This window comes from Kocuria sp. KSNUG (assembly GCF_049532735.1).
Lineage (GTDB): Bacteria > Actinomycetota > Actinomycetes > Actinomycetales > Micrococcaceae > Kocuria > Kocuria rhizophila.
The window spans coordinates 49,151-75,132 of record NZ_CP150981.1; the positions used below are offsets into that span (position 1 = coordinate 49,151).

The window sequence follows — 25,982 nt, forward strand, 5'->3', positions numbered from 1 at the left end:
AGCGAAAGGCGCGGAGCCACGGATCAACTGTGAAGCAGGTCACTGCTGGGCACAGTGAACCACATCACGCGCCGTTCCCGGCGCCCATTCGGCTTCGTTGCGTGGGTGTTGGGGCACGGGTGTCACGGGACGGGCACGACGACACCGCGGGGCCGGTCCGCGCCCACCGGCCGCGCAGCAGCTACCGCCGAGCTGCGAGCACCAGACCCAGCGAGAGCACGGCGCACACCGCCATGCACACGAGCATCGGGACGGCGGTGAACTCTCCCCCGAGCCCCGTGAGCGGCGTGACGGCGCCCGCCATCGCGAACTGCGCCGTGCCCACCACGGCGGCACCCGTGCCCGACAGTCCCCGGGCCTGCGCCCGGCGCTGCGCCAGGGCCACGGAGTTGCCCAGCACGAAGCCCATGCAGGACTGCGCGAGGAAGATCAGCACGAGGGTCGCGGTGCCCACCACGCCCAGCAGGGCGAGCACGAGGTTGAGCGTGGAGAACACCGCGAGCCCACAGACCCCGGCGAGCAGCAGGGGCTCCGGCGCACGGGATCCCACGAGCCGCGTGTTGAGGATGCCCGTGGCGATCGACCCGCACGCGTTCACCGCGAAGACCACGGAGTAGCCCAGCGCACTGAACCCCAGCACGTTCTGGACCACGAACGAGGACGCGGAGATGTAGGAGAACAGCGCCCCGAACGCGAAGGCGAACCCCAGGGCGTAGAGGGTGAACCGCCGGTCCCCCACCACCCGCACGGCGTTGCGCAGGATCCGCCCCACCCCTCCCGCCGCGCGCGCGTGGCGCGGCAGCGTCTCCGGGATGACGAACACCGAGCACGCGAGCATCACCGCCCCGAAGACCGCGAGCACCACGAAGGCGGTGCGCCAGTCCGCCACGGTGGCGATCACCCCTCCCGCGAGCGGGGCCACCACGGGCGCCAGGGAGGTGATGAGCGAGAGCACGGAGTACATCTGCGCGGCCCGGTGTCCGCGGGCGACGTCCGAGACCACCGCGCGGGCGATCACCACGCCGGCTGCTCCGGCAATCCCCTGCAGCAGCCGCAGCGCGAGCACCACTCCGATCCCCGGCGCCACGATGATCCCCACGGAGGACAGCAGGAACACCAGGTTGCCGGCGACCATCAGCCGGTGGCGCCCCACCACGTCCGAGAGCGGGCCGAGCAGGAACTGCCCGGCCGCCATGCCCACCATGTAGGCGGTCAGGCTCAGCTGGACCAGGCTCACGGGCGTGTCGAACCACTGCGCCATCCCCGGCATGGACGCGAGGTACATGTCCGTGGCCATCGGGCTCACGGCCGAGAGCACGCCCAGCGAGCCCACGAGCGCGATCCGGTCCCAGCGCGGTGGCAGCCCCAGCCGGCTGCGGACGGCTCCGGGTTCGCCGGGCGCGGACTCGTGCGGCTCGTGGTCCTGGGGCATGCGGTTCTCCTGCGCGGCGCGGGCGGCGGGTGGCCCTCCATCGTAGGGTCCGCCCGCCGCACCGTGACCTCCCGTGGCGGCCCGCCTAGGATGTCCCTCGATGGAATCCAGCGATCAGACACCCCAGGCTCCCCCGAACGACGCCGCCCTGCCGGCCTCCCCTGCCGAAGCTCCCGAGGGCACCGCGACGCCCGCGGCCTTCCACCGCCAGCCGTACTCCTTCGTGCGCCGCGGCGACCGGCTCTCCCCCAAGCGCCAGAAGGCGTGGGACGAGCACGCCGGTGAGTGGGTCCTGGACATCCCCCGCGTCATGACCGACACCTCCGTGGACCCCTCCTACCGGCTCGACCACGGGGCGGTCTTCGGACGGACGGCCCCGCTCGTGGTGGAGATCGGCTCGGGACTGGGTGAGGCGATCGTCGCGCACGCCGCGGCGCACCCGGAGCTGGACCACCTCGCGGTGGAGGTCTACAAGCCCGGAGTGGCTGACCTGCTCATGAAGGCCGCCCAGGCGGGGGTGACCAACGTGCGTGTGGCGCAGGCCAACGCCCCCGAGGTCCTGGAGCACATGCTCGAACCGGCATCCGTCCGCGAGCTGTGGGTGTTCTTCCCGGACCCGTGGCACAAGACCCGCCACCACAAACGCCGCCTGGTCTCCCCCGCCTTCGCGGAGCTGGCCGCGCGCGTGCTCGAACCGGGCGGGCTGTGGCGGCTGGCCACGGACTGGCAGGAGTACGCCGTGGTCATGCGCGAGGTCCTGGACGCCGCAGACGCCGATTTCGAGAACGTCCACCCCGGACCGGCCGCGGACGACGAGCACCCCGAGACCGGGTGGGCCCCGCGCTGGGACGGCAGAATCCTCACGAGCTTCGAGCGCAAGGCCACCGAGGCCGGACGCGTCCCCCGGGACCTGACCTACCGGCGTCGCTGACCGGGACGACCTAGGGTGGTGGCATCCGGTCCCCGACCCGCAGGAGCTCCCATGCCCGATTCCCACGACGCCGACGCCGCGCCGGAGGGCGGGAGCTCGTCCGGGCAGGCCCCCGGTGCAGCTGCCCCTCGACGGGGAATGGCCGGCGCCAAGACCTTCCTCTCGGAGATCACCTACCCCCACAACATCCATCCCGCGGTGGTCCCCGGGGTGTCCGTGGAGGACCAGAAGGTGCGCTACGGCGTGGACAGGGTCGTCGTGGGTGTGGCAGGTGCGCTGATCCTCGCGTTCATCGCCTGGGGACTCGTGGACACGGACTCCCTCACGGCCGCCTCCACGGCGGCACTGAACTGGACCATGCTGAACATGGGGTGGGCGTTCAACGTCCTGGCCATCGGACTGCTCATCTACCTGGTCTACCTCGCGGTCTCGCGCTACGGTCGGATACCCCTGGGGCTGGACGGGGACAAACCCGAGTACTCCACGGCTTCCTGGGCCGCCATGCTCTTTGCGGCGGGGATCGGGATCGGGATCATCTTCTTCGGCCCGTACGAACCCATGACCTACTTCCTGTCCCCCCGCCCCGGCTCCGCGGATCCGGGAACGGTGGACGCCATGAAGAAGGCCTCGGCCCAGGCCGCACTCCACTGGGGGCTCAACGCGTGGGCCATCTACGGTCTGGTGGGCGTGGCCGTGGCGTACACCTCCTACCGCCGTGGTCGCGTGCCCCTCATGAGTTCCGTCTTCGCCCCGTTCTTCCGCAACGGCAACACCGACAACGCCGCGGGGCGCACGATCGACATCCTCGCCATCGTCGCCACACTGTTCGGCACGGCTGCCTCGCTCGGAATCGGAGCGCTGCAGATCGCCCGGGGTGTGGAGGTCTTCACCGGACTCGGCACCTCCGGCAACGCCGCCGCGCTGCTGATCATCGCGGTGCTCACCGCGGGGTTCATCGCGTCCGCAGTATCGGGAGTGGCCCGGGGGATCCGCTGGCTGTCCAACATCAACATGGTCCTGGCGATCTCGCTCGCCGTGTTCTTCTTCGTGGTGGGTCCCACCGCGTTCCTGCTCAACTTCGTTCCCTCGGTGATCGTCACGTACTTCGCGGAGCTGCCCGAGATGCTCTCCGCCTCCATGTCCGACGGCCCGGAGATGCAGGAGTTCCTCTCCTCCTGGACCACGTTCTACTGGGCCTGGTGGGTCTCCTGGGCGCCGTTCGTGGGGATCTTCGTGGCCAAGATCTCCCGCGGGCGCACCATCCGCCAGTTCATCCTGGGTGTCCTCTTCATTCCCTCCACCATCGTGGTCCTGGCATTCACCGTGCTGGGCGGCACCGCGATCCACCAGCAGATGCAGACAGGCTCGATCGCGCCGGACAACACCGTGGAGAGCCTGCCCGCGCCCGAGGAGATCTTCTTCACCGTGCTGGACGGGCTGCCCGGGGCCGGGATCATGGCGGCCGTGGTGGTGGTCATGCTCGCCATCTTCTTCGTGACCACGGCGGACTCCGCCTCCGTGGTGGCGTCCCAGATGGCGCAGCGCGGCAACCCCGAGCCCAAGCGGCGAGTCACGGTGTTCTGGGGACTGTGCATGGCGGGGATCGCCGTGGTGATGCTTCTGCTGGGCGGGGAGACCGCGCTGACGGGCCTGCAGAACCTCATCACGGTCACGGCGCTGCCGTTCACCCTCATCATGTTCGCCATGGCCGTGGCGTTCCACAAGGACCTGCGGCGGGACCCCATGATCATCCGCGAGCAGTACTCCCGCTGGGCCGTGGACAAGTCGGTGCGCCACGGGATCGACGAGTACGGTGACGACTTCACGTTCTCGGTGGAACGGGCGGAGGACGGCAAGTGGGCCACGGGGGCGGACTTCGACTCTGCTGCACCGGAGGTCACGGACTGGTACCGGCGCACGGACGAGGACGGCAACCCCGTGGACTACGACTACGAAACCGGTGAGTTCTCCGCGCCGACCCGCCAGGAGGACCCACCGCACGGGCAGAGCTGACCCCACCACGACGTGGCGGAGCCCCGCACCACAGCGTGGTGCGGGGCTCCTCCACGCAACGGGCCGTTCCGGCACCCTCAGCTCGTGCGTCGGCCGCGCCGGGTCTCACGGGCCGTCTTCCCGCCGCCCGCACCGTTGGACGTCACTCCGTGCTCCGGCTTGGCCGGGCGGTACAGCATCAGCGCCTGGGACACCTTGCGCGCGGGTCGACGGGTGCCGCGGGCGATCCGCACCACGTCCCCCTCGGAGCCCGCGGTGAAGATCATGTCCCGCTCGCGCCGCGCCTCGCGCTCCCGGTCGAGCTCCTCGCTCAGCTCGGTGACCCGGGACTGCAGCGCCTGCACCTGGTTCTCCAGCTGCATGATGCGCTTGATCCCCTCCAGGGACACCCCCTCCTGGGAGAGCTCCTGGATCTGGCGCAGCTTCTGCACGTCCATCTGGGAGTAGCGCCGCGCCCTGCCCGAGGCGCGGGACGGCGTCACGAGCCCCATGCGGTCGTACTGGCGCAGCGTCTGCGGGTGCATGTCCGCGAGCTCGGCGGCCACCGAGATCACGAACACGGGCTGGGTGAAGTCCAGAGCCATCTCAGACCGCCGCCTCCTCGCTCAGGGCCGCGCGGGGGTCGAAGCCCTCCGTGGCCCGGGCGAACTCGCGCAGGGCGTCCTGCGCGGCGTCGTCGAGATCCGCGGGGAGCTGGACCTGGACGGTGACGATCATGTTGCCCGTGGTGGACCCGGACGTGAAGCCCTTGCCCTTCACACGCATGCGGTGCCCGGAGGACGTGCCCGCCGGAACCTTGAGGTTCACGTGACCCTCGTCCAGGGTGGGCACCTGCACGGTGGCCCCCAGACCGGCCTCGGAGACGGTGACCGGGACGGTGACGTGCACGTCCTGGCCCTCGCGGGTGAAGAAGGGGTGTTCCTTGACCTTCACGGTCACCAGGAGGTCGCCGCTGCCGCCCGGGCCGGAGTGGCCCTTGCCCGCGATCTTCAGCCGCTGCCCGTCCTTCACACCCTGCGGGATGCGCACCGTGGTGGTCTGGCCGTTGCCCCGCCGCAGCTTGACCGTGGTGCCACGGTAGGCCGAGCGCAGCGGGATGGTGGTGGTCGTGTGGATGTCCTCGCCCTTGCGGGGCGGGGCCTGGTACCCGCCGTAGCCGCCCTGGCCGCCGAATCCACCGCCGGTGCTGTACCGCGGGTCCCCGCCCTGCGCGCCGCCGAACTGGGCGAAGATGTCCTCGAAGCCGCCTCCGCCGCTCGACGTGGTGTAGCGCCTGCGGCCGCCACCGCCGCCGTTGAACAGGTCCCCGAAGATGTCCTCGAAACCTGCACCCCCGGCGCCGCCCGCGGGGCCACCGGCCGTGAAGCGTGCACCCGAGCCCATGGCGCGGATGGCGTCGTACTGCTCACGCTCCTCGGGATCGGACAGCACCGCGTTGGCCTCGGTGATGTCCTTGAACTTCTTCTCCGCGGCCGCGTCCCCCGGGTTCTGGTCCGGGTGGTACGTGCGGGCCAGCTTGCGGTACGCCTTCTTGACGTCCTCCGGTGATGCGTCCTTGGAGACGCCCAGCACGCTGTAGAAATCCTTGTCGATCCAGTCCTGACTGGCCATGACGCCTCCTTTCTGTGAGATCTTCCTCGGTAGAACTCGGGGCGGGTCCCGTCATGTGGACCCGCCCCGAGGAGTTGGTGCGCCCTACGGCTGCGCCGCGACGGCCACCTGGGCCGCGCGGACCACCTTGGCACCGACCTTGAACCCCGATCGCAGCACCATGGACACGTGGTCCGGCTCCACCTCGTCGGTGGGCTGCTGCATCACGGCCTCGTGGACGGTGGGGTCGAAGCTCTCCCCCACCTCGCCGATGCGGGTGAGCCCCTTCTTGCCCAGGGCGTCCTCGAGCTTGGTGGCGATCGCCGCGAACGGGCCGTCCTCCAGGTCACCAGCCCTGCGGGCGGCGTCGATGTCGTCCAGCACCGGCAGGAGCGCGGAGATCAGCTCACCCGAGACGAAGTCCCGCAGCTGGTCCTTCTCCCGCACCGTGCGGTTCTTGTAGTTCACGAACTCCGCCTGCAGGCGACGCAGGTCCTCGAGGCGCTCGTCCGCGAGGCGCTGGGCCTCGGAGTCGCCCTCCGGGGCGGCGTCGCCGGTCGACGACGCCGCGTCCGCGGACTCCGCGTCCTGGGACTGGGGGGTGTCGAGGATGTCGTCCACGGTGAGCCCCCCGTCCTGGGATGCGCCCTGCTGGTGCTGAGCGGGCTGCTCCGGATCCTCCGGCACGGGCTGGCCGTGGCCCTCGGTGTTCTCGGAATCGCTCATGCTCACTTCTTCCCGTCGTTGTCGTCGTCCACGACCTCGGCGTCGACGATGTCGTCGTCGTCCGATGCCTGGGCGCCCTCGGCGCCCGCGGCACCCTCGGCCTGGGACTGGGCGTACAGGGCCTCGCCGATCTTGGTCTGCGAGGTCTGCAGCTTCTCGAACGCGGTCTTCACGGCGTCGTCGTCATCGCCCTCGAGCGCGGCCTTGACGGCGTCCACGTCCGCCTGGACCTCGGTCTTGACGTCCTCGGGGATGGCGCCCTCGTCGTCCTTGATCAGCTTCTCCACCGAGTACGCGGTCTGCTCCGCGTTGTTGCGGCGGTCCGCGGCCTCGCGGCGCTGCTTGTCGGCGTCAGCGTTGGCCTCGGCGTCCTTGACCATGCGGTCGATGTCCTCCTTGGACAGCGAGGTGCCGCCCGTGATGGTCATCGACTGCTCCTTGCCGGTGCCCTTGTCCTTGGCGGACACGTGCACGATGCCGTTGGCGTCGATGTCGAAGGTGACCTCGATCTGCGGCATGCCGCGCGGAGCCGGCGCGATGCCGGTCAGCTCGAACGTGCCCAGGTTCTTGTTGTCCCGGGTGAACTCGCGCTCACCCTGGAAGACCTGGATGGACACGGACGGCTGGTTGTCCTCCGCCGTGGTGAAGGTCTCGGAGCGCTTGGTGGGGATGGCCGTGTTGCGCTCGATGAGCTTGGTCATCACGCCGCCCTTGGTCTCGATGCCCAGCGACAGCGGGGTCACGTCGATCAGCAGCACGTCCTTGCGGTCACCCTTGAGCACACCGGCCTGGATGGCGGCGCCGATGGCCACGACCTCGTCCGGGTTCACGCCCTTGTTGGGGGCCTTGCCGGCCATCTCCGTGACCTTCTCGGCCACGGCGGGCATGCGGGTGGAACCACCCACGAGCACCACGTGGTCGATGTCGGAGACGTTGATCCCGGCCTCGGTGATGACGTCCTTGAACGGCTTCTCCGTGCGGGCCAGCAGGTCCTTGGTGAGGTCCTCGAACTTGGCGCGGGAGAGCTTCTCGTCCAGGTGCACCGGGCCCTCGGGGGTCACGGACAGGTACTGCAGGGAGATGGTGGTGGAGGTGGCCGAGGAGAGCTCCTTCTTGGCCTGCTCCGCGGACTCCTTCAGGCGCTGCAGGGCGATCTTGTCCTTGGACAGGTCCGCACCGGTCTTGGACTTCACCTGCTCCAGCAGCCAGTCCACGATCCGCTGGTCCCAGTCGTCGCCGCCCAGACGGTTGTCACCGGCGGTGGCGCGGACCTGGATGGTGGAGAAGTCGTCCTCGTCCTTGCCGACCTCCAGCAGGGAGACGTCGAAGGTGCCGCCACCGAGGTCGAAGACCAGGATGAGCTCGTCCTCCTTGCCCTTCTCCAGGCCGTAGGCCAGGGCCGCGGCGGTGGGCTCGTTGACGATGCGCAGCACGTTCATGCCGGCAACCTCACCGGCCTCCTTGGTGGCCTGACGCTCGGCGTCGTTGAAGTACGCGGGGACGGTGATCACGGCGTCCGTGACCTTGTCGCCCAGGTAGGACTCCGCGTCCGCCTTGAGCTTCATGAGCGTGCGGGCGGAGATCTCCTGCGGGGTGTACTTCTTGCCGTCGATCTCGGTGGTCCAGTCGGTGCCCATGTGGCGCTTCACGGAGGCCACGGTACGGTCCACGTTGGTCACGGCCTGGCGCTTGGCCACGTCACCCACGAGGGTCTCGCCGTCCTTGGAGAACGCGACGACGGACGGGGTGGTGCGCGCACCCTCGGCGTTGGCGATGACGACGGGCTCGCCGCCCTCCAGCACTGCGACCACGGAGTTGGTGGTACCGAGGTCGATTCCTACTGCACGAGACATTCTCTGTCCTTTCGTTGTTGCGGGGCGGTCCGGGGTCCCGTGGGGGTGTCGACCCGGACCGTCAATCCTTGAGCTTTCAAGACTCAAGTTTACTCGTTGAGTCGGTGGTGTCAACTTAAGTTGAGTCGTCTTCACTCAAGAGCGTGGGGACCATGTCGCCCGGAACCCCGCGCGTGAGTTAGGGCGCCTACCGATTCGGCGTTACAATCGGGGGTTTGTACGCCCAGGGCGAAACATTGCCCGATTCCGGGCGCACGCCCACCACGTCCACGGGAGACCACACACCTTCACGAGATCCCACACTCCCCCGCCGCAGTCAGGAGAACTGTCTTGAGCACGCCACCGCATTCCCCGGAATCGGAACCGCAGCAACCCCCCGCCCACCACGGCTCCTCCGCCGGACCCGCGACCCGCAGCAGGCCGCGACAGATCTTCGACGAGCTGACGTACCCCCACGGCATCCACCCGGCACTGGTGCCGGGCGTGGGCGTGGAGGACCGCAAGGTCCGCTTCTCCACGGACAAGGCGGTGTTCATCATCACCGCCCTGCTGATCGTGGGGTTCATCGCCTGGGGCGTGCTGGGGACCGAGAGCCTCTCCGCCGTCTCTGCCACCGCGCTGGCCTGGGTCACGGAGAACACGGGGTGGTTCTTCATCCTGCTCTCCACCGCGGCCGTGTTCTTCATGCTCTTCATCGGCTTCACCCGCACCGGACGCATCAAGCTCGGCCGTGACGACGAGGAGCCCGAGTACTCCTTCTTCTCCTGGCTCGCGATGCTCTTCGCCGCCGGCATGGGCATCGGGCTCATGTTCTACGGCGCCTTCGAGCCCATGACCTACTTCGAGAGCGGGATCCCCGGGTTCTCCCACGTGGCCGAGGCCGGCGAGGAGTCCATGGCGGTCTACGCCCTCGTGCAGTCCGCCTTCCACTGGGCGCTGAACCCCTGGGCCATCTACGCCGTGGTCGGCGTCTCCGTGGCCTACGGCGCCTACCGCCGCGGCCGCGCGCCCCTGATCTCCCGCGTGTTCACCGCGCTGCTCGGTCACAAGCGCGTGGACGGCCCCCTGGGCAAGCTCATCGACGTGTTCGCGATCTTCGCCACCCTGTTCGGCACCGCGGCCTCCCTGGGCATGGGCGCCATGCAGATCGGCTCCGGCATCTCGATCGTGGGTGGGATCGGCGAGCTGGGCAACAACGCCCTGATCATGATCATCGCGCTGCTGTCCGTGGGCTTCATCATCTCGGCCGTCTCGGGCGTCTCCCGCGGCATCCGCTACCTGTCCAACATCAACCTGACGCTCGCGTTCATCCTGGCGCTGTTCGTGTTCTTCGTGGGCCCCACCGTCTACCTGCTGACGCTGATCCCCTCCACGTTCTCCACCTACATCTCCGAGTTCCTCTTCATGACCGGCCAGTCCGCGGCGTGGGGACCCGAGAGCGCCGAGTTCTCGAACAGCTGGACCGTGTACTACTGGGCCTGGTGGCTCTCCTGGTCCCCGTTCGTGGGCATGTTCATCGCCAAGATCTCCCGTGGCCGCTCCATCCGCCAGTTCGTGACCGTGGTCCTCGTGGTCCCGGCCTCCGTGTGCGTGCTGTGGTTCATCGTCTTCGGCGGCTCGGCCATGTACTTCGCCAAGAACGGCGCGGACCTCTCCGTGGAGTCCGGCGCCGAGTCCATGCTGTTCGGCCTGTTCGACCAGCTGCCGCTGACCGGTGTGACCTCGGTGCTCGCCATGGTCGTGATCGGCATCTTCTTCATCACCAGCGCGGACTCCGCCTCGGTGGTCATGGGCACCATGACCCAGCGCGGGCGCCCGGAGCCCAGCAAGTGGATCGTGGTCTTCTGGGGCGCGTGCCTCTCCGGCATCGCGATCGTCATGCTCCTGGTGGGCGGCGACGACGCCCTGGCCGGGATGCAGAACCTGGTGATCGTCTCGGCGCTGCCGTTCGCGGTGATCATGGCGTTCATGATGGTCGCGCTCTACCGCGACCTGCGCAACGACCCGGCCACCCTGCGCACGCGCTTCGCCGTCTCCGCCGTGGAGAAGGCCGTGTCCACGGGTCTGGCCGAGCACGGCGACAACTTCGCGCTGCAGGTGGAGCACGCCGAGGGCCACCGTGCCGCGGGCGACTCGTTCGACTCGCACGACCCGGCGATCACCGAGTGGTACCGCCAGACGGACGAGAACGGTGACGAGACGGACTTCCAGTACAAGTCCCGCTGGGTCTCCTCCGCGGTGGACGACATCGTGGAGCAGACGCCCGAGGGCGAGGCGCCGTGGGAGCAGACCACTCCCCACAACGCCAACCAGAAGTAGTGCGGGGGCGGTGACGCCCTCCTGAGAAGCACCACTCAACGGGGTGCACGTCCGCGGACGTGCACCCCGTTGCTCATGGGTGGGCGGCACCCGTCAGTGCTCTTCCGTCTGCCGGGAGTCGGTCAGCGTGCGCAGACCCACCCCGGCCAGCACGACCACCAGCACCGCGAGCAGCGCGAACGAGATCTGCTGCGAGTGCACGAACGCGAGGACGGTGGCGGGGTCCCACGCGCCGGTGGGCAGGGCGGTGCCCACCACGGACGCCATCACGGCGCCCACCAGGGCGAGCCCCACGGCGTTGCCCACCTCCTGGGCGGTGTCGTTCATGGCCGAGCCCATGGAGGTGTGACTCTCGGGCAGCGCCCCCATGAGCGCCACCGCCCCGGTGGTCATGATGGTCCGCATGGCGGCGGTCATCATGAGCATCCCCAGCGCGCACCACACGAACCCGTGGCCCACGGCGTAGACCCACACCCCGAGGCTCGCGAGCAGCAGCAGGACCGCGCCGGTGGAGGTCCGCCGGTGCCCCCAGGCCGCCACCGCGCGGTCCACGAAGGGCCCCGCCCCCAGCATGCCCACCACGAACGGCAGGTTGGCGAGCCCGGCCTGCAGGGGGCTCCACCCCCAGGCGAACTGGTAGAGCTGGGTGGACACGAACATCACACCGGCCATCGCGGTCATCACCGAGGTCTGCAGGATGGCCGAGCCCCGCACCGTGGGGATGCTCAGCAGGGACAGGTCCAGCATCGGGTCCCCCGCGGTGCGCTCCCGCCACACGAAGCCGGCGAGTGCGAGCAGCCCTCCCGCCAGGATGCCCAGGGTGCGCAGGTCCAGCCAACCGAACTCCACTCCCGCGGTGAAGGTGTAGAGCAGCAGCCCCAGCGCCGCCACGGAGAGCACGGCGCCGGGGACGTCCGTGCCGCCGCCACGACGCTCCTCGACCCGGTCCGGGGACAGCCCCGCGCGCACGCCGATCCACGCGACCAGCGCCACGGGGGCGTTGAGCACCAGCAGCATCTGCCACGGCATGTGCTCCAGTGCGAGTCCCGCCAGCGTGGGGCCCAGGGCGAAGCCGATGAGGGAGACGGTCATGACCAGACCGATGGCCCGGCCCCGGAGGTCATCACGGTCGAACAGCCGGAAGAGCAGGGACATGGTGATGGGGGCGATCAGCGCCGCGAAGGCTCCGGAGACGGCGCGCACCGCGATGAGCTGGGCAGGGGTCTGGACGAGCAGCACGGCGAGCCCCGCGAGTCCGAACAGCGCCAGGCCCCACGAGATGGTGCGGCGCCTCCCGAGGCGGTCCCCCAGAGTACCTCCCACCATGAGCAATCCGCCCAAGGTGAGGGAGTAGGCGCCCACGATCCACTGCAGGTCCGTGGGGCTGGCGTTGAGGTCCCGCCCGATCACGGGAACGGCCACGTTGAGGATGGAGTTGTCCACCATCTCCACGAGCTGGGTGAGGCAGAGTCCCAGCAGCGCGGGCCATGCGGCACGCAGGCTCTGGGGTGCGGTGGCGGCGCGGTGCCGCGCGCCGCCGGCGACGAGTTGGGTCATGAGAGGTCCTTCCACAAGTGTCGAACGTTGTTCGAGAATCGAATTGTGTTCGAGAATAGAACGATGTTTGATTCCGCGCAACACCCTGCGTACCGTGAGCCTCATGGCAGACACCCGTGGACCCGCCGCAGAACCCTCCCCCGATCAGAAGACCGCAGCGCGACCCCAGGAGCCTCGGGACGGCGCGCCCGGTCCGCGAACCCGCGGGGCAAGTGCCCGAGCGGGCGGGCGGCGTCGTGCGTCCCTGTCCGTGGAGGCGATCGTGGACACCGCGATCGCCATGCTGGACCGGGACGGCGCCGCGCGGCTGACCCTGCGGGGGCTGGCCGCCGAGCTCAGCAGCGGCGTGGCGAGCCTCTACTGGTACGCGTCCGGCAAGGACGAGCTCATGGCGATGGTCGCGGACGAGGTGCTGGGCCGCGCGCTGGCCCAGTTCGAGGAGCTGCGCGCGGCGGGGCGGAGCACGCCCGAGCAGTTCGCCCAGCTGCCGGCACCCGAGCCGGACCCCCGCACGAGCGCCGGGACCCGGGAAGCGCTCGTGGACCTGCGCCGGCTCTCCCTGTGCCTGTTCGCGCAGATGCTGGAGCACCTCTGGCTCGCGGAGCAGCTGATGCACGCGGGCCCGGACGAGGAGAACGCCCTGCGCACGTGGGAGTGCACCGGGCAGATCCTGCAGCGCATGGAGCTGAGCACCTCCCAGCAGTTCCACGCCTCCATGGCCGTGACCAACTACGCGTCCGGGATGGGCGCGGAGATCTCCCAGCGCCAGGCCCAGCGCCACGAGCAGGACGCCGAGCAGATGTTCCGCGAGCAGCTCGAGCGCTGGGACCACGCGAGCACGCAGGACTTCCCGTTCGTGCACTCGGTGCTGGGTGAGTTCCGCCGCCACGACGACCGCGCCGAGTACGCCGCGGGGCTCGACCTGCTGCTCTCGGGCATCGAGCGCCAGACGTGGGCGGCCCGCCCGGCACGGTGACAGCCTCACCGCCGACGGATTTTTCGTACAGTGGTGGCCATGATCGAAATCGTCACGGTGTGCACCGGCAACATCTGCCGCTCCCCCATGGCCGAGGCACTGCTGCGTCGCGAGATCGGGCGCGCCGGACTCGATGACGCCGTCACCGTGGGCTCCGCCGGTGTGAGCGACGAGGAGCACGGCAACCCCGTGGACCCCCGTGCCGACGCCGTCCTCGCGGACAACGGTCTGGAGCTGCCGGAGCACAGCGCGCACCGCGTCACGGACCGCGAGCTCGCGGACGCGGATCTGCTGCTGGCCATGACCGCCGAGCACGCCCGCAGGCTGCGTCAGCGGCTGCCCGAGGGCCACCCGGACACCGTGCGCCTGCTGCGCAGCTTCGACCCGGCCGTGGACCCCGAGCACACGGACCTGGACATCGCGGACCCCTGGTACGGCGGGTCCGAGGACTTCGACACCGCGTGGGAGCAGATCAGCGCGGCCGTGCCCGGCGTGGTCTCGTGGCTCGACGAACGGGTGTCCGCATCGTGATCACTCCCGACGAGGTGTTCCAGCCGGAGGAGATCGCGCACTTCCCGGACGGGGTCAACCTGGCGCGGCTGCTCCCGGCGGCCACGCGCAGGCCCTGCCTGGTGGGCATCGACGGGCGGTCCGGGGCCGGCAAGACCACGCTCACGGACCAGCTCGCCGCGGTGCTGCGCCGCTCGCACGACGTCGTGGTGTTCCGCCTGGAGGACCTCTACCCCGGGTGGGACGGCCTGCTGGCGGGCATGGCCGCCTACCGCACGGAGATCCTCGAGCCACTGCGCGCCGGCGAGGACGCCCACTGGACGGCGTGGGACTGGCTGACCAGTGAGCCGGGCACGCCGCGGCTGACCCGCACCGCCGAGATCGTTCTTCTGGAGGGCGTGGGCGCGTGCCACCGCGAGGCCCGGATGCTCCTGGACACGTCCGTGTGGGTGGAGCTGCCCACCTCCCAGCGCCGGCGGCGGGCGCTGGAGCGTGACGGCGCCGCCTACGAGGGCCACTGGGACCAGTGGGCCGCCCAGGAGGCGGAGTACCTCGCGGAGGATCCCGTGTGGGAGTGCGCGGACATCATCCACCCCGGCCCGTCCTCGGAGGACCCCACCCCGGAGGACCGGGACCCCTCATGACCGCGCGAGGCGGCGCGGCCGTGGTCATCTCGCCCGCGGGCGAGCCGCGGCTCGTGGACCCGGACCGCCCGCTCGTGGGACTGGAGGACCAGGCACTGACCCGCGGGGACGGCGTGTTCGAGACGATGCACGTCCTGGACGGGGAGGCCTACAAGTTCGCCGCCCACCACGAACGGCTGTGCTCATCCGCCCGCAGCGCCGGACTGCCCGCTCCCTCCGCCGCCACGTGCCGCACCGCGCTGCGCATGGTGCTCGATGCCGCCGGGCCCGGCTCCCGGGACTCCTCCCTGGACCTCGGGGCGGAGCACGCGGTGAAGCTCAGCATCTCGCGGGGTGTCCCGGGCGGCACGCCCTGGGCGTGGCTCACCGCCTCCCCGGTCCCCGCCACCACGTTCGCGGCACGCCGCGACGGGCTGGGAGTCCTGCTCCTGGAACGCGGCCACGACCCCGCCGAGGACGCCGATCTGCCGTGGCTGCTGCCCGGCGTGAAAACCCTCTCCTACGCGGTGAACATGGCCGCGGTGCGCCACGCGCGGGAGAACGGCGCGCAGGACGCCGTGTTCATGACCTCCTCCGAGCACCGCATCCTGGAGGGGGCCACGTCCTCCGTGGTCTGCGCGCGCACCACGCCGGGTGCCCCGCCCACCCTCGTCACGCCGGAACCGTCCCGCGGAATCCTGCCCGGGACGTCCCAGGCCCGGATCTTCGAGACCGCCCGCGCCCACGGCTGGGCGGTGGACCACGGCCCCCTGCACCCGCGGGACCTGCTGCGGGCGGACGCCGTGTGGTTGACCTCCTCGGTGCGTCTGGCCGTCCCCGTGACCACGGTGGACGGGCACCCGGTGCCCACGGACCCCGAGCTCACGCGCACGCTCACCGGTTTCCTGGTGGGGCGCCGGCTCCCGCCTCCGCCCGCGCACCAGCAGACCCGCCCCACACCGGACGACGCCGGCGGCGGCCTCACTGCCAGATGAAGCGGTGCGTGCCCAGCGCCAGGGAGATCACCAGAGAACCCACCGCGGTGAACAGCACGGCGGCGCCGACGAGGACGTCCACGCGGCTGTAGTGCAGACTCCGGGCCCACGTGCGCGGTCCGGCGCCGAAGCCACGCGCCTCCATGGTCATGGCCAGGCGCGTGGCGCGGCGCAGGGACTGGACGAGAAGCGCGAACGCCTGACCGCCGAACTCCTGCACAGCGGCCACCGGACCACCCCGACCCCCCGCGCCGCGCGCCCGGCGGGCGGACGCGAGCACGCTCCACTCGGTGATCATGACCTCCACGAGGCGCATGGCCGCGAGGGCCGCGAGCACGAAGCGAGCCGGCAGCCTGAGGGTCTGTGCGAGCCCGTCCGCGAGGTCCGTGGGATCGGTGGTCAGCAGCACGGTGATCCCCGGGAGCGCGATCGCGAGTCCGCGCAGGGCGATCGCGCCGCCCGCGGCGAGGGACCCGGTGGTGATCGTGAGCCAACCGACGTCCACAAGGACCGCGCCACCCGCGGGCGAGAGCATCGCGGTGCCCCATCCGCTGATCAGCGCGGCCACCGCGAGGGGCCACAGCAGCCGCAGCAGCCGCCACGGGCCGAGCCCCACACCCGCGAGGAGCACGAGCTGCCCCGCGAGGGCCACGGCGTTGGTCACGGGGTCCGCGCTCACCACGATCACGAGCGTGATGAGCAGCGCACCCAGCAGCTTGACCACCGGGTTGGCGCGGGCCAGCAACCCCGTGCGGGGGCCGAACATGGACGGTGCCACGGGCGTGCTCATGCGCCGAGCCTCACGTCCTGCGCCTGCAGCGCCGCCACGAGGTCGTGGTCGTGGGTCACCGCGACCACCGCGGTACCCCGGTCCATCTCCGCCACGAGCAGGTCCACGAGTTCCCTCCAGGTCTGGGCGTCCTGACCGAACGTGGGCTCGTCCAGGATCAGCACGCGCGGGGCCGCCGCGAGCACGGTGGCCACCGACAGGCGGCGCTTCTGGCCGCCGGACAGGGTGAACGGGTTGGCGTCCGCGAGCTCCTCGAGGCGCAGGCGACGCAGCAGGTCCTCCACCCGGGCGGCGTCGTGCTCCGGCAGCTCGTCTCCCGAGGCCCCGGCGCGGCGCAGCAGCTGACGCGGTCCGAACTCGAGCTCCGCGCGCACGGTGGGGCGCAGGAACTGGTGCTCGGGGTGCTGGAAGACCGTGCCCACGCGCGAGATCAGCTCCCCGCCGTCCCACAGCGAGGGGTCCTGCGGCGCGCCGTCCGCGAGGGCCGCGGAAGCCCGCACCGTGCCGCGCACGGGGACGAGCAGACCGGCCAGTGTCAGCGCCAGGGTGGACTTGCCCGCCCCGTTCACGCCGGTCACGGCGAGCGCACGGCCGGCACGGACGTCCAGGCTGATGCCCTCGGCGGCCACGGGCGCGTCCCAGCCGTCCAGGGGGTCCACCGCCGGATCCACGCCGCGCCGCCAGGCCTTCCGGGCACGACGCCGCCGGCGTGCGATCTCGCGCCGCGCCGGCTGCACGCGGGAGACGGCGAGGTCCCGGGCGCTCAGCAGCACCTGCCCGGCGTCCTGGCCGCGGGTGTCCGCCGGGGCGGGGGCGCGCGTGGTCGGAACCCACCCGGGCACCCACGTGCCCTGCTCCTGGAGCAGGTGGCGGGCGTCGTGGAGGGTCTCGCGGGTGGGGCCGTCGAAGGCCACCCGGCCGTGCTCGTCCAGCACGATCACCCGGTCCACCACGGGTTCCCACAGGGCCACCCGGTGCTCCACGACCACGAGCGTGATGCCGTCCTGCGACACCGCCTCGGAGACGGCCCGGCACAGCTGCTCCGCGCCCTCCTGGTCCACACTCGCGGTGGGCTCGTCCAGCAGCAGCAGCCGGGGCCGCATGGCCATGACGCCCGCGAGCGCGAGGCGCTGCTTCTGCCCGCCGGACAGCGCGGTGGTGGAGTGCGCGAGGGGCAGCGTCAGCCCCACCCGCGCGAGCGCCTCGTCCACACGGGGCCAGATCTGATCGGGGGGCACCGAGATGTTCTCCAGCCCGAACGCGACGTCGTCCCCCACGCGGGAGAGGATCACCTGGGTCTCGGGGTCCTGGTGCATGAAGCCCACGGCGCCGCGCGCGTCCCGCGGGTCCGTCCCGTCCACGCTCAACCCACCCGAGCGGGACTGCCCGTCCGGGTCCTGCTCCACGCCCGCGAGGGCCTGCAGCAGCGTGGACTTCCCGGCACCGGAGGGCCCCAGCAGCAGCACGCGCTCCCCCGGTTCGATCACGGCGGTGACGTCACGCAGGCTCGGGTCCTGACGGCCGGGGTAGTGCCACCCGAACCGCTCGAGCCGGACGGCCGCGCCCGCGGGCACCGGCTCCGTCCGGTCGCCAGGCCCCGCCGCGACGGCGGGTTCCGCCGCCCCTGCAGATTTCTCCGGTCCTGCAGGTTCCGCCAACCCTCCAGATCGCGCCGGTCCCGCAGATGTCGCCGGTCTCCCGGATTCCGCCGCGTCCACCGGTTCTGCGGAGTCCCTGGGTTCCGTGGTGTCCCCGGGTGCCGTCGGTTCCGTCATCGACGGCGCGTGGCGCCGGAGGCCAGCGCCCCGAGCACCCCGGTGGCCTGCAGCGCCCGCACCACGAGCCACATCAGGGCGCCGGCGATCACCGCGCCGGAAAGAGTGGTGAGCGCGGCGTAGACGACCTTCTGGTCCAGGGCCCACTCGTAGTTGTACATGATGTTCTCGCTCACCCCGAGGAACAGTCCCGAGAGCGCACCGGCCGCCGTGGCCACGGCCAGGCCGAAGCGTCGGTAGCCGGTCAGGAGGAACACGAGCTCCACGCCGAGGCCCTGGATGAGCCCGGAGATCACCACGGTCCACCCGAAGTGGGTTCCCAGGAAGCCCTCCAGCACTGCCGCGAGCAGCTCGCAGAACAGGGCCGCGCCGGGCTTGCGGATGATGAGCGCCCCCAGGGTGCCCGCCACGAGCCAGCCGCCCGAGATCAGCCCCGCCGAGGGCGGATACGCCACCGAGGCCGTGGCGACCACGGGGTACAGCAGGTTGGACCACATCCAGAAGATCACCGCGCACGCGGCGGCCAGAACCGCCGCCACCACGATGTCCACGACCCGCCAGGACTGTGGGCGGGCGGTGCCCCGTGCGGTTCCGGTGGGGGTGCTGCTGAGCTGTGTCATGGGAATTCCTCCTGAAGGTTCCAGGAGGGGAAGAGCCCCGCGCACCGTGGCGGACGGGCTCTTGAGATGCTCGACTCCCTAGCGCCGGTATGAACCGGATCAGGTTCGAGGGTCTGCGCTCACGCGCACTCTCAGCGCCGCGGTGGCGCTCCCCTGTCGTTGAGCCACCAGTCTAGACCACCACGGCGGTCGGCCGGGGCGCCTGGAGCGCCCCGGCCGACCGCCGTGGTGAGAGGTGAACGCCGTGCGCCGCACCCCGGTCCCGGCACACTCCCGCCGTGAGGGCGCACCGCGTGGCGCATGACCCTCAGCAGCGGGAGTGCCGCCGGAGCAGGACTCAGATCTCGGCCTGCGAGGACTTCGTGGAGTCGTTGTCGTCGGACTGCATCTTGGCCACCTGGCGGGAGATGCCCACCTTGATGACCGTGGCCACCACACCGGTGATCACGGCCCAGATGATGATGTCGCGCCAGGCCTCGTCCTCGTCCGGGTTCTTGGCGGGGGGCTCGTTGCCCGTGATCTGCTTCCACGCCACGGTCATGGCCTTGTTGGCCACGGCCACGCCGCCCAGGGAGGCCACCGTGCCGAAAATGTCCATCGCCTTGTTCATGGGAATCTCCTCGGTTCTCGAAAGTGCCGCCGGCGCGTGGTGGCCGACGGCGTCGTGCTCCCACCCCAGCATACGAACCCGTGCGCCGGGGTGGCGCCACCTGCCCGGGTGGCGCCGCTCCGTGTGTCGTCAGTCGGGGCGGTCCTCGCCGGCCCGGGCCACGACGTCGCGCAGCTCGTCCGCCACGAGGTTCTCCTCGTGCAGGTGCTTGGACCGGTAGGCCGCACGGCCCACCATGTGCGCGGAGACCGGGACCGTCAGCAGCTGGAAGATCCACGCGAGGACCAGCAGGGGAATCATCCGGGGCTCCCCGCTGGCGAGCGCGAGCGCGGTGAGCAGCAGGAGCAGCCCGAAGACCTGGGGCTTGGTGCCCGCGTGCATGCGGGAGAGCAGATCGGGGAAGCGCACGAGGCCCACCGCGGCCGCGAGCGACATGAACGTCCCCGCGACCAGGCACACCACTGCCGCCACGTCCGTCACCGTGTGCCAGTTCATGAGCGGTCCAGCCCCACGTTGCGCGCCACCGTGACCGAGCCCAGGAATCCCACGAGGGAGACGATCACGAGCAGCACCAGGTTGTCCGTGTGGCGGTGGTACACCATCTCCACGGCCAGCGCGGCGCCCACGATGGCCAGGAGCACGTCCGTGGCGATCACCCGGTCCAGCAGGGACGGCCCCTTGGCCAGGCGGTAGATGGTGCCCGCGGCGGCGAGCGCGAGGATCACGCCGCACACCCACACGGCGACGTCGAACAGGGTCATGACCGCTCCTCTCCGGGCCCGCTCCCGGCCTCGTCCATGTCTTCGGTGGGGGACTCGACGGCTCCCGTGGCCTCCGTGCGGTCCGGGTCCCCCTTGACCGGCAGCAGTGCCAGGTCCTCCCGCGAGCCCATGATCCGGATCCAGGCCGCCTCGATGTCCAGCACCGAACGGCGGAACGCCTCGGCCTGCTCCGGCGTGGCGATGTCCAGCACGTGGAAGTAGAGGATGCCGTTCCCCCGGTCCACCTCGACCACGAGCGACCCCGGGATCAGCGCCATGGTGTGCCCCACGGCGGTCATCAGCAGATCGTTGTTCTGCCGCAGCGGCACCCGCAGCACCGCGTTGTGCACGCGCGGTCCCTGCACGAGCGCCACCCGGAACACGTGGATGCTGGCCCTGGCCACCTGCCACACGAACGTGACCACGAACAGGGCGAAGTGCAGCACGTTGAAGCGACCGGACAGCCGGACCGGGGGCAGCACCAGTGTGCGTGTGACCAGCAGGGCCAGCAGCAGCCCGAAGATGAGGTTGCCGGGGCTCCAGTCGCCCCACAGTGCTCCCCACACCACCACGAGCCACAGGATCAGCGGCAGCTCGGCCCGCAGGGAGTTGCGGGCCTGGCGCCGGACGGCGGACGTGCTCATGGTGCCTCCTCGCTCACGCCGCCCTCGCCCACGGGGGCCAGCACGGCGTCGACGTAGCGGTCCGGGTGCACCAGGTTGTCCGCGGCGCTGCCCGCAAGGTCGAACAGCGGACCCGCGAAGACCGTGAGCGCGACCCCCACCACCACGAGAGCGGTGGTGGCCCCCACCATGGTCCTGGGCAGCAGCACCACGTCCGACCCGCCGGACAGCATGCTGCCCGGGTTCCCGGTGACCACGCGCGAGTTGCGCGGGTGGTGCCCCTGGGCCGTGGTGGCCCGCAGCACGGGATCCGGGTACTCGGCATCCTCCACGCGGCGCAGGAACACGCGGTTCCACACCCGGATCAGCACGAGCAGCGTGAGCAGCGAGACGAGCACGGACACGCCCACCAGCAGGTAGTCCAGCCAGGTGCCGCTCGCGATGCCCGCCTCGAGCAGCCCCACCTTGCCCAGGAAGCCGGAGAACGGCGGGATGCCACCCAGATTCAGAGCTGGGATGAGGTACAGCACTCCCAGGAGCGGCGAGATCCGCAGCATCCCCGCGAGGCGGTCCACGTTGGTGGACCCGCCGCGGCGCTCGATGAGCCCCGCCACCAGGAACAGGCTCGTCTGGATCACGATGTGGTGGGCGATGTAGTAGACCACGGCCGCCAGAGCCTGGGGGGTGCCCACGGCGATCCCGAAGATCATGTAGCCGATGTGGCTGATGAGCGTGAAGGACAGCATGCGCTTGATGTCGATCTGGGCCAGCGCGCCCAGGATGCCCACGAGCATGGTCAGCAGGGCCACCCACATCAGCAGCCCGTTGATCTGCCGGTCCGGGAACAGCAGGGTCTCGGTGCGGATGATGGAGTAGACGCCCACCTTGGTCAGCAGCCCCGCGAACACCGCGGTCACCGGCGCGGAGGCCGTGGGGTAGGAGTCGGGGAGCCAGAAGGACAGCGGGAAGACCGCGGCCTTGACCCCGAACGCGATCAGCAGCATGAGGTGCAGCTGCAGCTGCGTGCCCTGCGGGAGGTCCGCGAGCTTCACGGAGAGGTCCGCCATGTTCACGGTGCCGGTGGCCCCGTAGATCATCCCCAGGGTGATGAGGAACAGGATCGAGGAGATCACGGAGACCACCACGTAGGTCACGCCCGCCCGGATGCGCTGCGCGGTCCCTCCCATGGTGAGCAGCACGTAGGAGGCCGTCAGGAGGATCTCGAAGCCCACGTAGAGGTTGAACAGGTCTCCGGCCAGGAACGCGTTGGAGACACCGGCCACGAGCAGCAGGAACGTGGGGTAGAAGATCGAGATGGGGCCCTCGTCGTCCCCGCCGGCCACGCCCTCGCTGACCGCGTAGACGAGCACCGCGAGGGACACGACCACCGACACCACGAGCATGAGCGCGGAGAGCTGGTCCACCACCATGACGATCCCGTACGGGGCCGCCCAGCCGCCCAGGTGCACGGCCTGCGGACCCTGGTTCCACACGTCCGCGAGCATGACGGCGTCCAGGAGCAGGGTCAGTGCCATGGCTCCCACGGTCACGGTGCGCTGGAGCCTGTTGCGGTGCACGATCACGAAGTTCAGGGCCGCGCCCAGGAACGGGATGAGCACCGCGAGCGGTGCCAGCTGCGCCAGGTCAGTGCTCATGCGGATCCCTCCTGTCCGTGCGTGGCTGCCTCTCCACCCTGTGGTGGCCCGGTGACTCCGAGGCCTCCTCGGCGTTGTGGCGCGAGGGCGTGAAGGGGGCCTCCGGGGTGGCGAACTCCGAGGCGTCCTGCGGGATGGCGTCGTCGTCCTCGGCGTCGTACGAGGACTGCTGGGCCACGCGACGGTCCTCGAGGTCGTCCTGGATCTCGTCCCGGCGGGCCAGGATCCAGGAGCGCCAGATCATGGACAGCAGGAACGCCGTGGTGGCCAGGGAGATCACGATGGACGTCAGCACGAGGGCCTGGGGCAGCGGGTCCGAGTACTCGGAGGGATCCAGGGACGAGTCGTAGAGCGGTGCCGCGCCCGGCACCCCACTGGTGTGCAGGATCAGCAGGTTCGCTCCGTTGGTCAGCAGCATGAGGCCCAGCAGCACGCGCGTGAGCGAGCGCTCCAGGAGCAGGTACACCCCCACGGAGAACAGCACTCCCATCACCACGAGCAGGGTCAGGTTGACGGTCACGGCCGCACCTCCGAGGTCTCGTCCCCCGAGACCATGGAGCCCTCGGGGGCGTCCGGGTCCTCGGAGCGGGTGGCGGTCATCACGGGTCCGTTGCGGGTCAGCCGGATGCGGGAGCCCCCGCCCGTGCGCTTGCGTCCGTCCTCGACGGCCGAGCGCTCGATGCGCTCGTCGATCCGCCCGCCCAGCGAGCGCAGGATGTCGAGCACCAGACCCACCACGATCAGGTACACGCCCACGTCGAAGATCAGCGCGGTCACGAACTTCACGTGGCCGAACAGCGGCAGGTCCCACTCGAACGTGTAGCTCTCCATGACCGCGCCGCCGAAGAACAGGGGCGTCAGGGCGTACAGGGAGGCCAGGGCCAGTCCGGCACCGAGCATCCACCCCGCGTTGACGGGAGTGGCCCGCTCGAGCTCGTACCGGCCGCCGGCCAGGTAGCGCAGTGTCAGGGCCAGGGAGGCCATGAGCCCTCCGGCGAACCCGCCCCCCGGGTCGTTGTGCCCCGCGAGCAGGAGGTAGAGGGAGACCAGCATGAACGTGTGGAAGAGCAGGCGCGCCACGACCTCGAAGATGATCGAGCGCCGCTCCGGGGCGAGCGTGCGTCCGGCCAGCAGGAACGGGTCCGCGTCCGGGCGGGACGAGAAGCGCCGGGCCACCTCGATCTCCTGGGTCCTGGCCTGCGTGGAGTGGGCCGCGGAGTCCGCGCCGCGCAGCGCCTGCAGCCGCCGGGTGTCCAGCTGGTGGCGCTCGCTGCGCAGCCGGTCGCCGCGGCCCTTCACGAAGATCAGGGAGGCGATCCCGGTGGCGGCCACGGTGAGCACGGAGATCTCCCCCATGGTGTCCCACGCCCGGATGTCCACGAGGATCACGTTCACCACGTTCTCACCGTGGCCCTGCTCGTATGCCATGGACGGCATGTCCAGGGAGATCCGCTCCGCGGTGCGGGAGGACATGGAGAAGGCGGCGAGCGCCATCATGAAGAGGCCGAAGACCACGGCGAAGACGGCGCGGAAGACCCGGTGCCCGGCCTTGCGTCGGTTCCACAGCGGCCCGGGCAGCGAGCGCAGCGCCAGCACGAAGGCCACCAGGGAGATCGTCTCCACGAGCATCTGGGTGAGGGCGAGGTCCGGGGCGCCGTGCAGCGCGAACAGCAGGGCCAGCCCGTAGCCCGTCACGGAGACCAGCAGCACCGCCAGGAACCGCTTGCCCGCGGTGAGCACGAGCAGCGCCGCCACCACCATGGCGATCCCGGTGGCCAGCTGCGCCGGGGAGTCCGCCACGCGGAAGCCCGCGAGGGGCGGGGTCTCGAACCAGAACAGGGCCACGAGCGGCACCACCACGGCCGTCACGAGGATCACGGACAGGTAGAACATGAGCGAACCACGCTGGGTGCGTCCGGTCAGCCACACCGCCACGATGTCCAGCACGTTGATGATCCAGCGGTACACGTAGTCGCCCGAGGGCAGGGAGGGGAGCCGCCGCTGGAAGCGGGCGACCGGTCCGCGCGCCCTGTGCAGCAGCAGCCCGGCCACGATGATGAACGCGGAGAAGCCCAGCGCCGGGGTCAGCCCGTGCCACAGCACCAGGTGCACGTGGGACTCGGCGGCGTCGGGGAACAGCTGCTGGTAGGGGACGATCCCGGCTTCGAGGGGTGCGGGGAACAGCCCGAGCACCACGGTGGCTCCGGCCAGGACCATGGGGGCCATGAGGAACGCCCAGGGCGCCGGGGTGAAGTCGCTGATGACCGACTGGCCGTCGGGGGCGGCGTCGAGATCCGAGAAGGACGCGGACTTGCGGGCGAAGCCGCCCCACAGGAAGCGGGCGCTGTACGCGACCGTGAGCACGGAGCCGACCACGGCGCAGACCAGGGCCACCGCACCGGGGAGTTCGGCGACGTCCCCCCAGAACGCGGTGAGCACGGCCTCCTTGGCCACGAAGCCGAGCAGGGGCGGGAACCCCGCCATGGAGGCCGCGCCGATCACGGACACCGTGAACAGCTTGGGTGCCATGCGGCCCACGCCCGAGAGCCTGCGGATGTCACGGGTCCCGGCCTGGTGGTCGATCACACCCACGGCGAGGAACAGGGTGGCCTTGAACAGGCCGTGGGCCATGACCATGCCCATGCCCGCCATGGCCGTGTCCGCGGTGCCGAAGGACACCACCGCCGTGATGAACCCGAGCTGGCTCACGGTGCCGTAGGCCAGGATGAGCTTGAGGTCGTGCTGCCGCAGCGCCGCCCAGCCGCCGAAGATCATGGTGCCGAGCCCCAGGGTCAGCGTGAGCGGCAGCCAGTACTGCGTCTCGGCGAACCCGGGGGCGAGACGGGCCACGAGGTAGATGCCCGCCTTCACCATGGCCGCGGCGTGGAGGTAGGCGGAGACCGGAGTGGGCGCGGCCATCGCGGCGGGCAGCCAGAAGTGCGTGGGGAACAGCGCGGACTTGGTCACCACGCCCGCGAGCACCAGCACCACGGCCACGTCCACGGTGGTGGAGCCCAGCATCTCCGGGGCCGCCTCGAGCACACCCGAGATGCGGAACGTCCCGGCCTCGGTCCCCAGCATGATGAGCCCCACGAGCATGGCCAGTCCGCCCGCGGTGGTGATCACGAGGGCCTGCAGCGCGGCACGCCGTGCGGCCAGCTTGGTGCGGGAGTAGGAGATGAGGAGGAAGGAGAGCACCGAGGTGATCTCCCAGAAGACGAACAGCACCATGAGGTCGTCCGCCGTGACCAGCCCGAACATGGCGCCGGCGAACGCCACGAGCTGCGCGGCGAACGAGCCGATGTCCTGCGCATCCGCCTTGAAGTAGCGCGCACAGTACGCGAGCACCAGGGCCCCCACGCCGAGCACCAGCAGGCACATCATGTAGGCCAGGGCGTCCATGCGGAACGACAGGGTGATCCCCAGCTGGGGGATCCACTCCAGGGTGGTGGACCAGCCGTGCTCGGGGCCGTACACGCGCGAGGTCTGGGACAGCAGCCACACGAGGCCCACCAGGGGCGCGAGGGCCACCACGTAGAAACCGGAGCGCCCGGTGCGCTTGAGGATCGCGGGTGCGAACAGTGCCATGACTCCGTGGAGCAGCAGCACCGGGATCATGGGGT

General features: G+C 70.7%; 23 protein-coding genes and 1 riboswitch. Of the genes, 7 read left to right on the forward strand and 16 right to left on the reverse strand.

Annotated elements, in window-relative coordinates; all coding sequences use genetic code 11:
- Positions 1–181: 181 nt before the first annotated feature.
- A complete protein-coding gene (locus AABM36_RS00225; protein ID WP_423446596.1) occupies positions 182–1,432 on the reverse strand; it encodes a multidrug effflux MFS transporter in 1,251 nt (416 codons plus the stop codon).
- A gap of 100 nt (positions 1,433–1,532) precedes the next feature.
- Here AABM36_RS00225 and trmB point away from each other — a divergent pair, with 100 nt between their 5' ends.
- Together trmB and AABM36_RS00235 are read left to right on the forward strand one after the other, a co-directional pair.
- Entirely contained in the window at positions 1,533–2,363 is an 831-nt protein-coding gene (gene trmB, locus AABM36_RS00230) for a tRNA (guanosine(46)-N7)-methyltransferase TrmB (protein WP_423446598.1), read from the forward strand.
- Positions 2,364–2,414: 51 nt separating this feature from the next.
- Positions 2,415–4,376 (forward strand): BCCT family transporter, encoded by a 1,962-nt coding sequence (locus tag AABM36_RS00235; RefSeq protein WP_423446600.1) that lies wholly within the window; start codon positions 2,415–2,417, stop codon positions 4,374–4,376.
- A 77-nt stretch (positions 4,377–4,453) separates the two neighbouring features.
- Here AABM36_RS00235 and AABM36_RS00240 read toward each other — a convergent pair whose 3' ends face one another.
- From AABM36_RS00240 to dnaK, 4 genes are all read right to left on the reverse strand, one after another.
- Positions 4,454–4,960 carry a heat shock protein transcriptional repressor HspR gene (locus tag AABM36_RS00240; protein ID WP_423446602.1) on the reverse strand — a complete coding sequence of 169 codons (507 nt, stop codon included), beginning with the start codon at positions 4,958–4,960 and terminating at the stop codon, positions 4,454–4,456.
- Position 4,961: 1 nt separating this feature from the next.
- Positions 4,962–5,987 (reverse strand): DnaJ C-terminal domain-containing protein, encoded by a 1,026-nt coding sequence (locus AABM36_RS00245; protein ID WP_423446604.1) that lies wholly within the window; start codon positions 5,985–5,987, stop codon positions 4,962–4,964.
- Between the two features lie 84 nt (positions 5,988–6,071).
- A complete protein-coding gene (locus AABM36_RS00250; protein ID WP_423446606.1) occupies positions 6,072–6,698 on the reverse strand; it encodes a nucleotide exchange factor GrpE in 627 nt (208 codons plus the stop codon).
- On the reverse strand, positions 6,695–8,545 hold the full coding sequence (dnaK, locus tag AABM36_RS00255) for a molecular chaperone DnaK (RefSeq protein ID WP_423446608.1): 1,851 nt from the start codon (positions 8,543–8,545) through the stop codon (positions 6,695–6,697). Before dnaK ends, AABM36_RS00250 begins: the two co-directional genes overlap by 4 nt.
- Before the next feature lie 330 nt (positions 8,546–8,875).
- Here dnaK and AABM36_RS00260 point away from each other — a divergent pair, with 330 nt between their 5' ends.
- Positions 8,876–10,864 carry a BCCT family transporter gene (locus tag AABM36_RS00260; RefSeq protein ID WP_423446610.1) on the forward strand — a complete coding sequence of 663 codons (1,989 nt, stop codon included), beginning with the start codon at positions 8,876–8,878 and terminating at the stop codon, positions 10,862–10,864.
- A gap of 93 nt (positions 10,865–10,957) precedes the next feature.
- On the opposite strand, the gene AABM36_RS00265 is transcribed toward AABM36_RS00260, so the two are convergent.
- The gene (locus AABM36_RS00265; protein ID WP_423446612.1) at positions 10,958–12,421 is read right to left on the reverse strand and encodes an MFS transporter; all 1,464 of its coding nucleotides are present in this window, start codon (positions 12,419–12,421) and stop codon (positions 10,958–10,960) included.
- 103 nt (positions 12,422–12,524) lie between these two features.
- On the opposite strand from AABM36_RS00265, the gene AABM36_RS00270 reads away from it, so the two are divergent.
- The 4 genes from AABM36_RS00270 to AABM36_RS00285 are packed head-to-tail and all read left to right on the forward strand — an operon-like array spanning position 12,525 to position 15,525.
- Positions 12,525–13,397, forward strand: coding sequence for a TetR/AcrR family transcriptional regulator (locus AABM36_RS00270; RefSeq protein ID WP_423446614.1), 873 nt, complete (start codon positions 12,525–12,527; stop codon positions 13,395–13,397).
- Between the two features lie 39 nt (positions 13,398–13,436).
- Complete coding sequence (locus AABM36_RS00275) at positions 13,437–13,928, forward strand: low molecular weight protein-tyrosine-phosphatase (protein WP_423446616.1); 492 nt, start codon at positions 13,437–13,439, stop codon at positions 13,926–13,928.
- Positions 13,925–14,551: a uridine kinase family protein gene (locus AABM36_RS00280; protein WP_423446618.1), complete on the forward strand. Its 627-nt coding sequence runs from the start codon at positions 13,925–13,927 to the stop codon at positions 14,549–14,551. Before AABM36_RS00275 ends, AABM36_RS00280 begins: the two co-directional genes overlap by 4 nt.
- Positions 14,548–15,525, forward strand: a complete 978-nt coding sequence (locus AABM36_RS00285) for an aminotransferase class IV (RefSeq protein WP_423446620.1) — start codon at positions 14,548–14,550, stop codon at positions 15,523–15,525. Before AABM36_RS00280 ends, AABM36_RS00285 begins: the two co-directional genes overlap by 4 nt.
- Here AABM36_RS00285 and AABM36_RS00290 read toward each other — a convergent pair.
- The 10 genes from AABM36_RS00290 to AABM36_RS00335 all read right to left on the reverse strand — a co-directional run bounded on the left by AABM36_RS00290 (position 15,512) and on the right by AABM36_RS00335 (position 25,977).
- Complete coding sequence (locus tag AABM36_RS00290; protein ID WP_423446622.1) at positions 15,512–16,315, reverse strand: energy-coupling factor transporter transmembrane component T family protein; 804 nt, start codon at positions 16,313–16,315, stop codon at positions 15,512–15,514. The two genes, AABM36_RS00285 and AABM36_RS00290, sit on opposite strands and share 14 nt — an antisense overlap.
- A complete protein-coding gene (locus AABM36_RS00295) occupies positions 16,312–17,889 on the reverse strand; it encodes an ABC transporter ATP-binding protein (protein ID WP_423446624.1) in 1,578 nt (525 codons plus the stop codon). The genes AABM36_RS00290 and AABM36_RS00295 overlap by 4 nt, the downstream gene beginning before the upstream one ends.
- A 197-nt stretch (positions 17,890–18,086) precedes the next feature.
- Positions 18,087–18,710: an ECF transporter S component gene (locus AABM36_RS00300; RefSeq protein WP_423446626.1), complete on the reverse strand. Its 624-nt coding sequence runs from the start codon at positions 18,708–18,710 to the stop codon at positions 18,087–18,089.
- 58 nt (positions 18,711–18,768) lie between these two features.
- A riboswitch (TPP riboswitch) is annotated at positions 18,769–18,875 on the reverse strand.
- 172 nt (positions 18,876–19,047) lie between these two features.
- On the reverse strand, positions 19,048–19,320 hold the full coding sequence (locus AABM36_RS00305; protein WP_423446627.1) for a DUF4235 domain-containing protein: 273 nt from the start codon (positions 19,318–19,320) through the stop codon (positions 19,048–19,050).
- 129 nt (positions 19,321–19,449) lie between these two features.
- The gene (gene mnhG, locus AABM36_RS00310) at positions 19,450–19,815 is read right to left on the reverse strand and encodes a monovalent cation/H(+) antiporter subunit G (protein WP_039102146.1); all 366 of its coding nucleotides are present in this window, start codon (positions 19,813–19,815) and stop codon (positions 19,450–19,452) included.
- The gene (locus AABM36_RS00315; protein ID WP_047979122.1) at positions 19,812–20,081 is read right to left on the reverse strand and encodes a monovalent cation/H+ antiporter complex subunit F; all 270 of its coding nucleotides are present in this window, start codon (positions 20,079–20,081) and stop codon (positions 19,812–19,814) included. The genes mnhG and AABM36_RS00315 overlap by 4 nt, the downstream gene beginning before the upstream one ends.
- Complete coding sequence (locus AABM36_RS00320; protein ID WP_423446628.1) at positions 20,078–20,725, reverse strand: Na+/H+ antiporter subunit E; 648 nt, start codon at positions 20,723–20,725, stop codon at positions 20,078–20,080. The genes AABM36_RS00315 and AABM36_RS00320 overlap by 4 nt, the downstream gene beginning before the upstream one ends.
- Positions 20,722–22,359, reverse strand: a complete 1,638-nt coding sequence (locus AABM36_RS00325; protein WP_423446629.1) for a Na+/H+ antiporter subunit D — start codon at positions 22,357–22,359, stop codon at positions 20,722–20,724. Before AABM36_RS00325 ends, AABM36_RS00320 begins: the two co-directional genes overlap by 4 nt.
- Positions 22,349–22,879 (reverse strand): Na(+)/H(+) antiporter subunit C, encoded by a 531-nt coding sequence (locus tag AABM36_RS00330; RefSeq protein WP_423446630.1) that lies wholly within the window; start codon positions 22,877–22,879, stop codon positions 22,349–22,351. The genes AABM36_RS00325 and AABM36_RS00330 overlap by 11 nt, the downstream gene beginning before the upstream one ends.
- On the reverse strand, positions 22,876–25,977 hold the full coding sequence (locus tag AABM36_RS00335) for a Na+/H+ antiporter subunit A (protein WP_423446632.1): 3,102 nt from the start codon (positions 25,975–25,977) through the stop codon (positions 22,876–22,878). The genes AABM36_RS00330 and AABM36_RS00335 overlap by 4 nt, the downstream gene beginning before the upstream one ends.
- Positions 25,978–25,982: the final 5 nt, after the last annotated feature.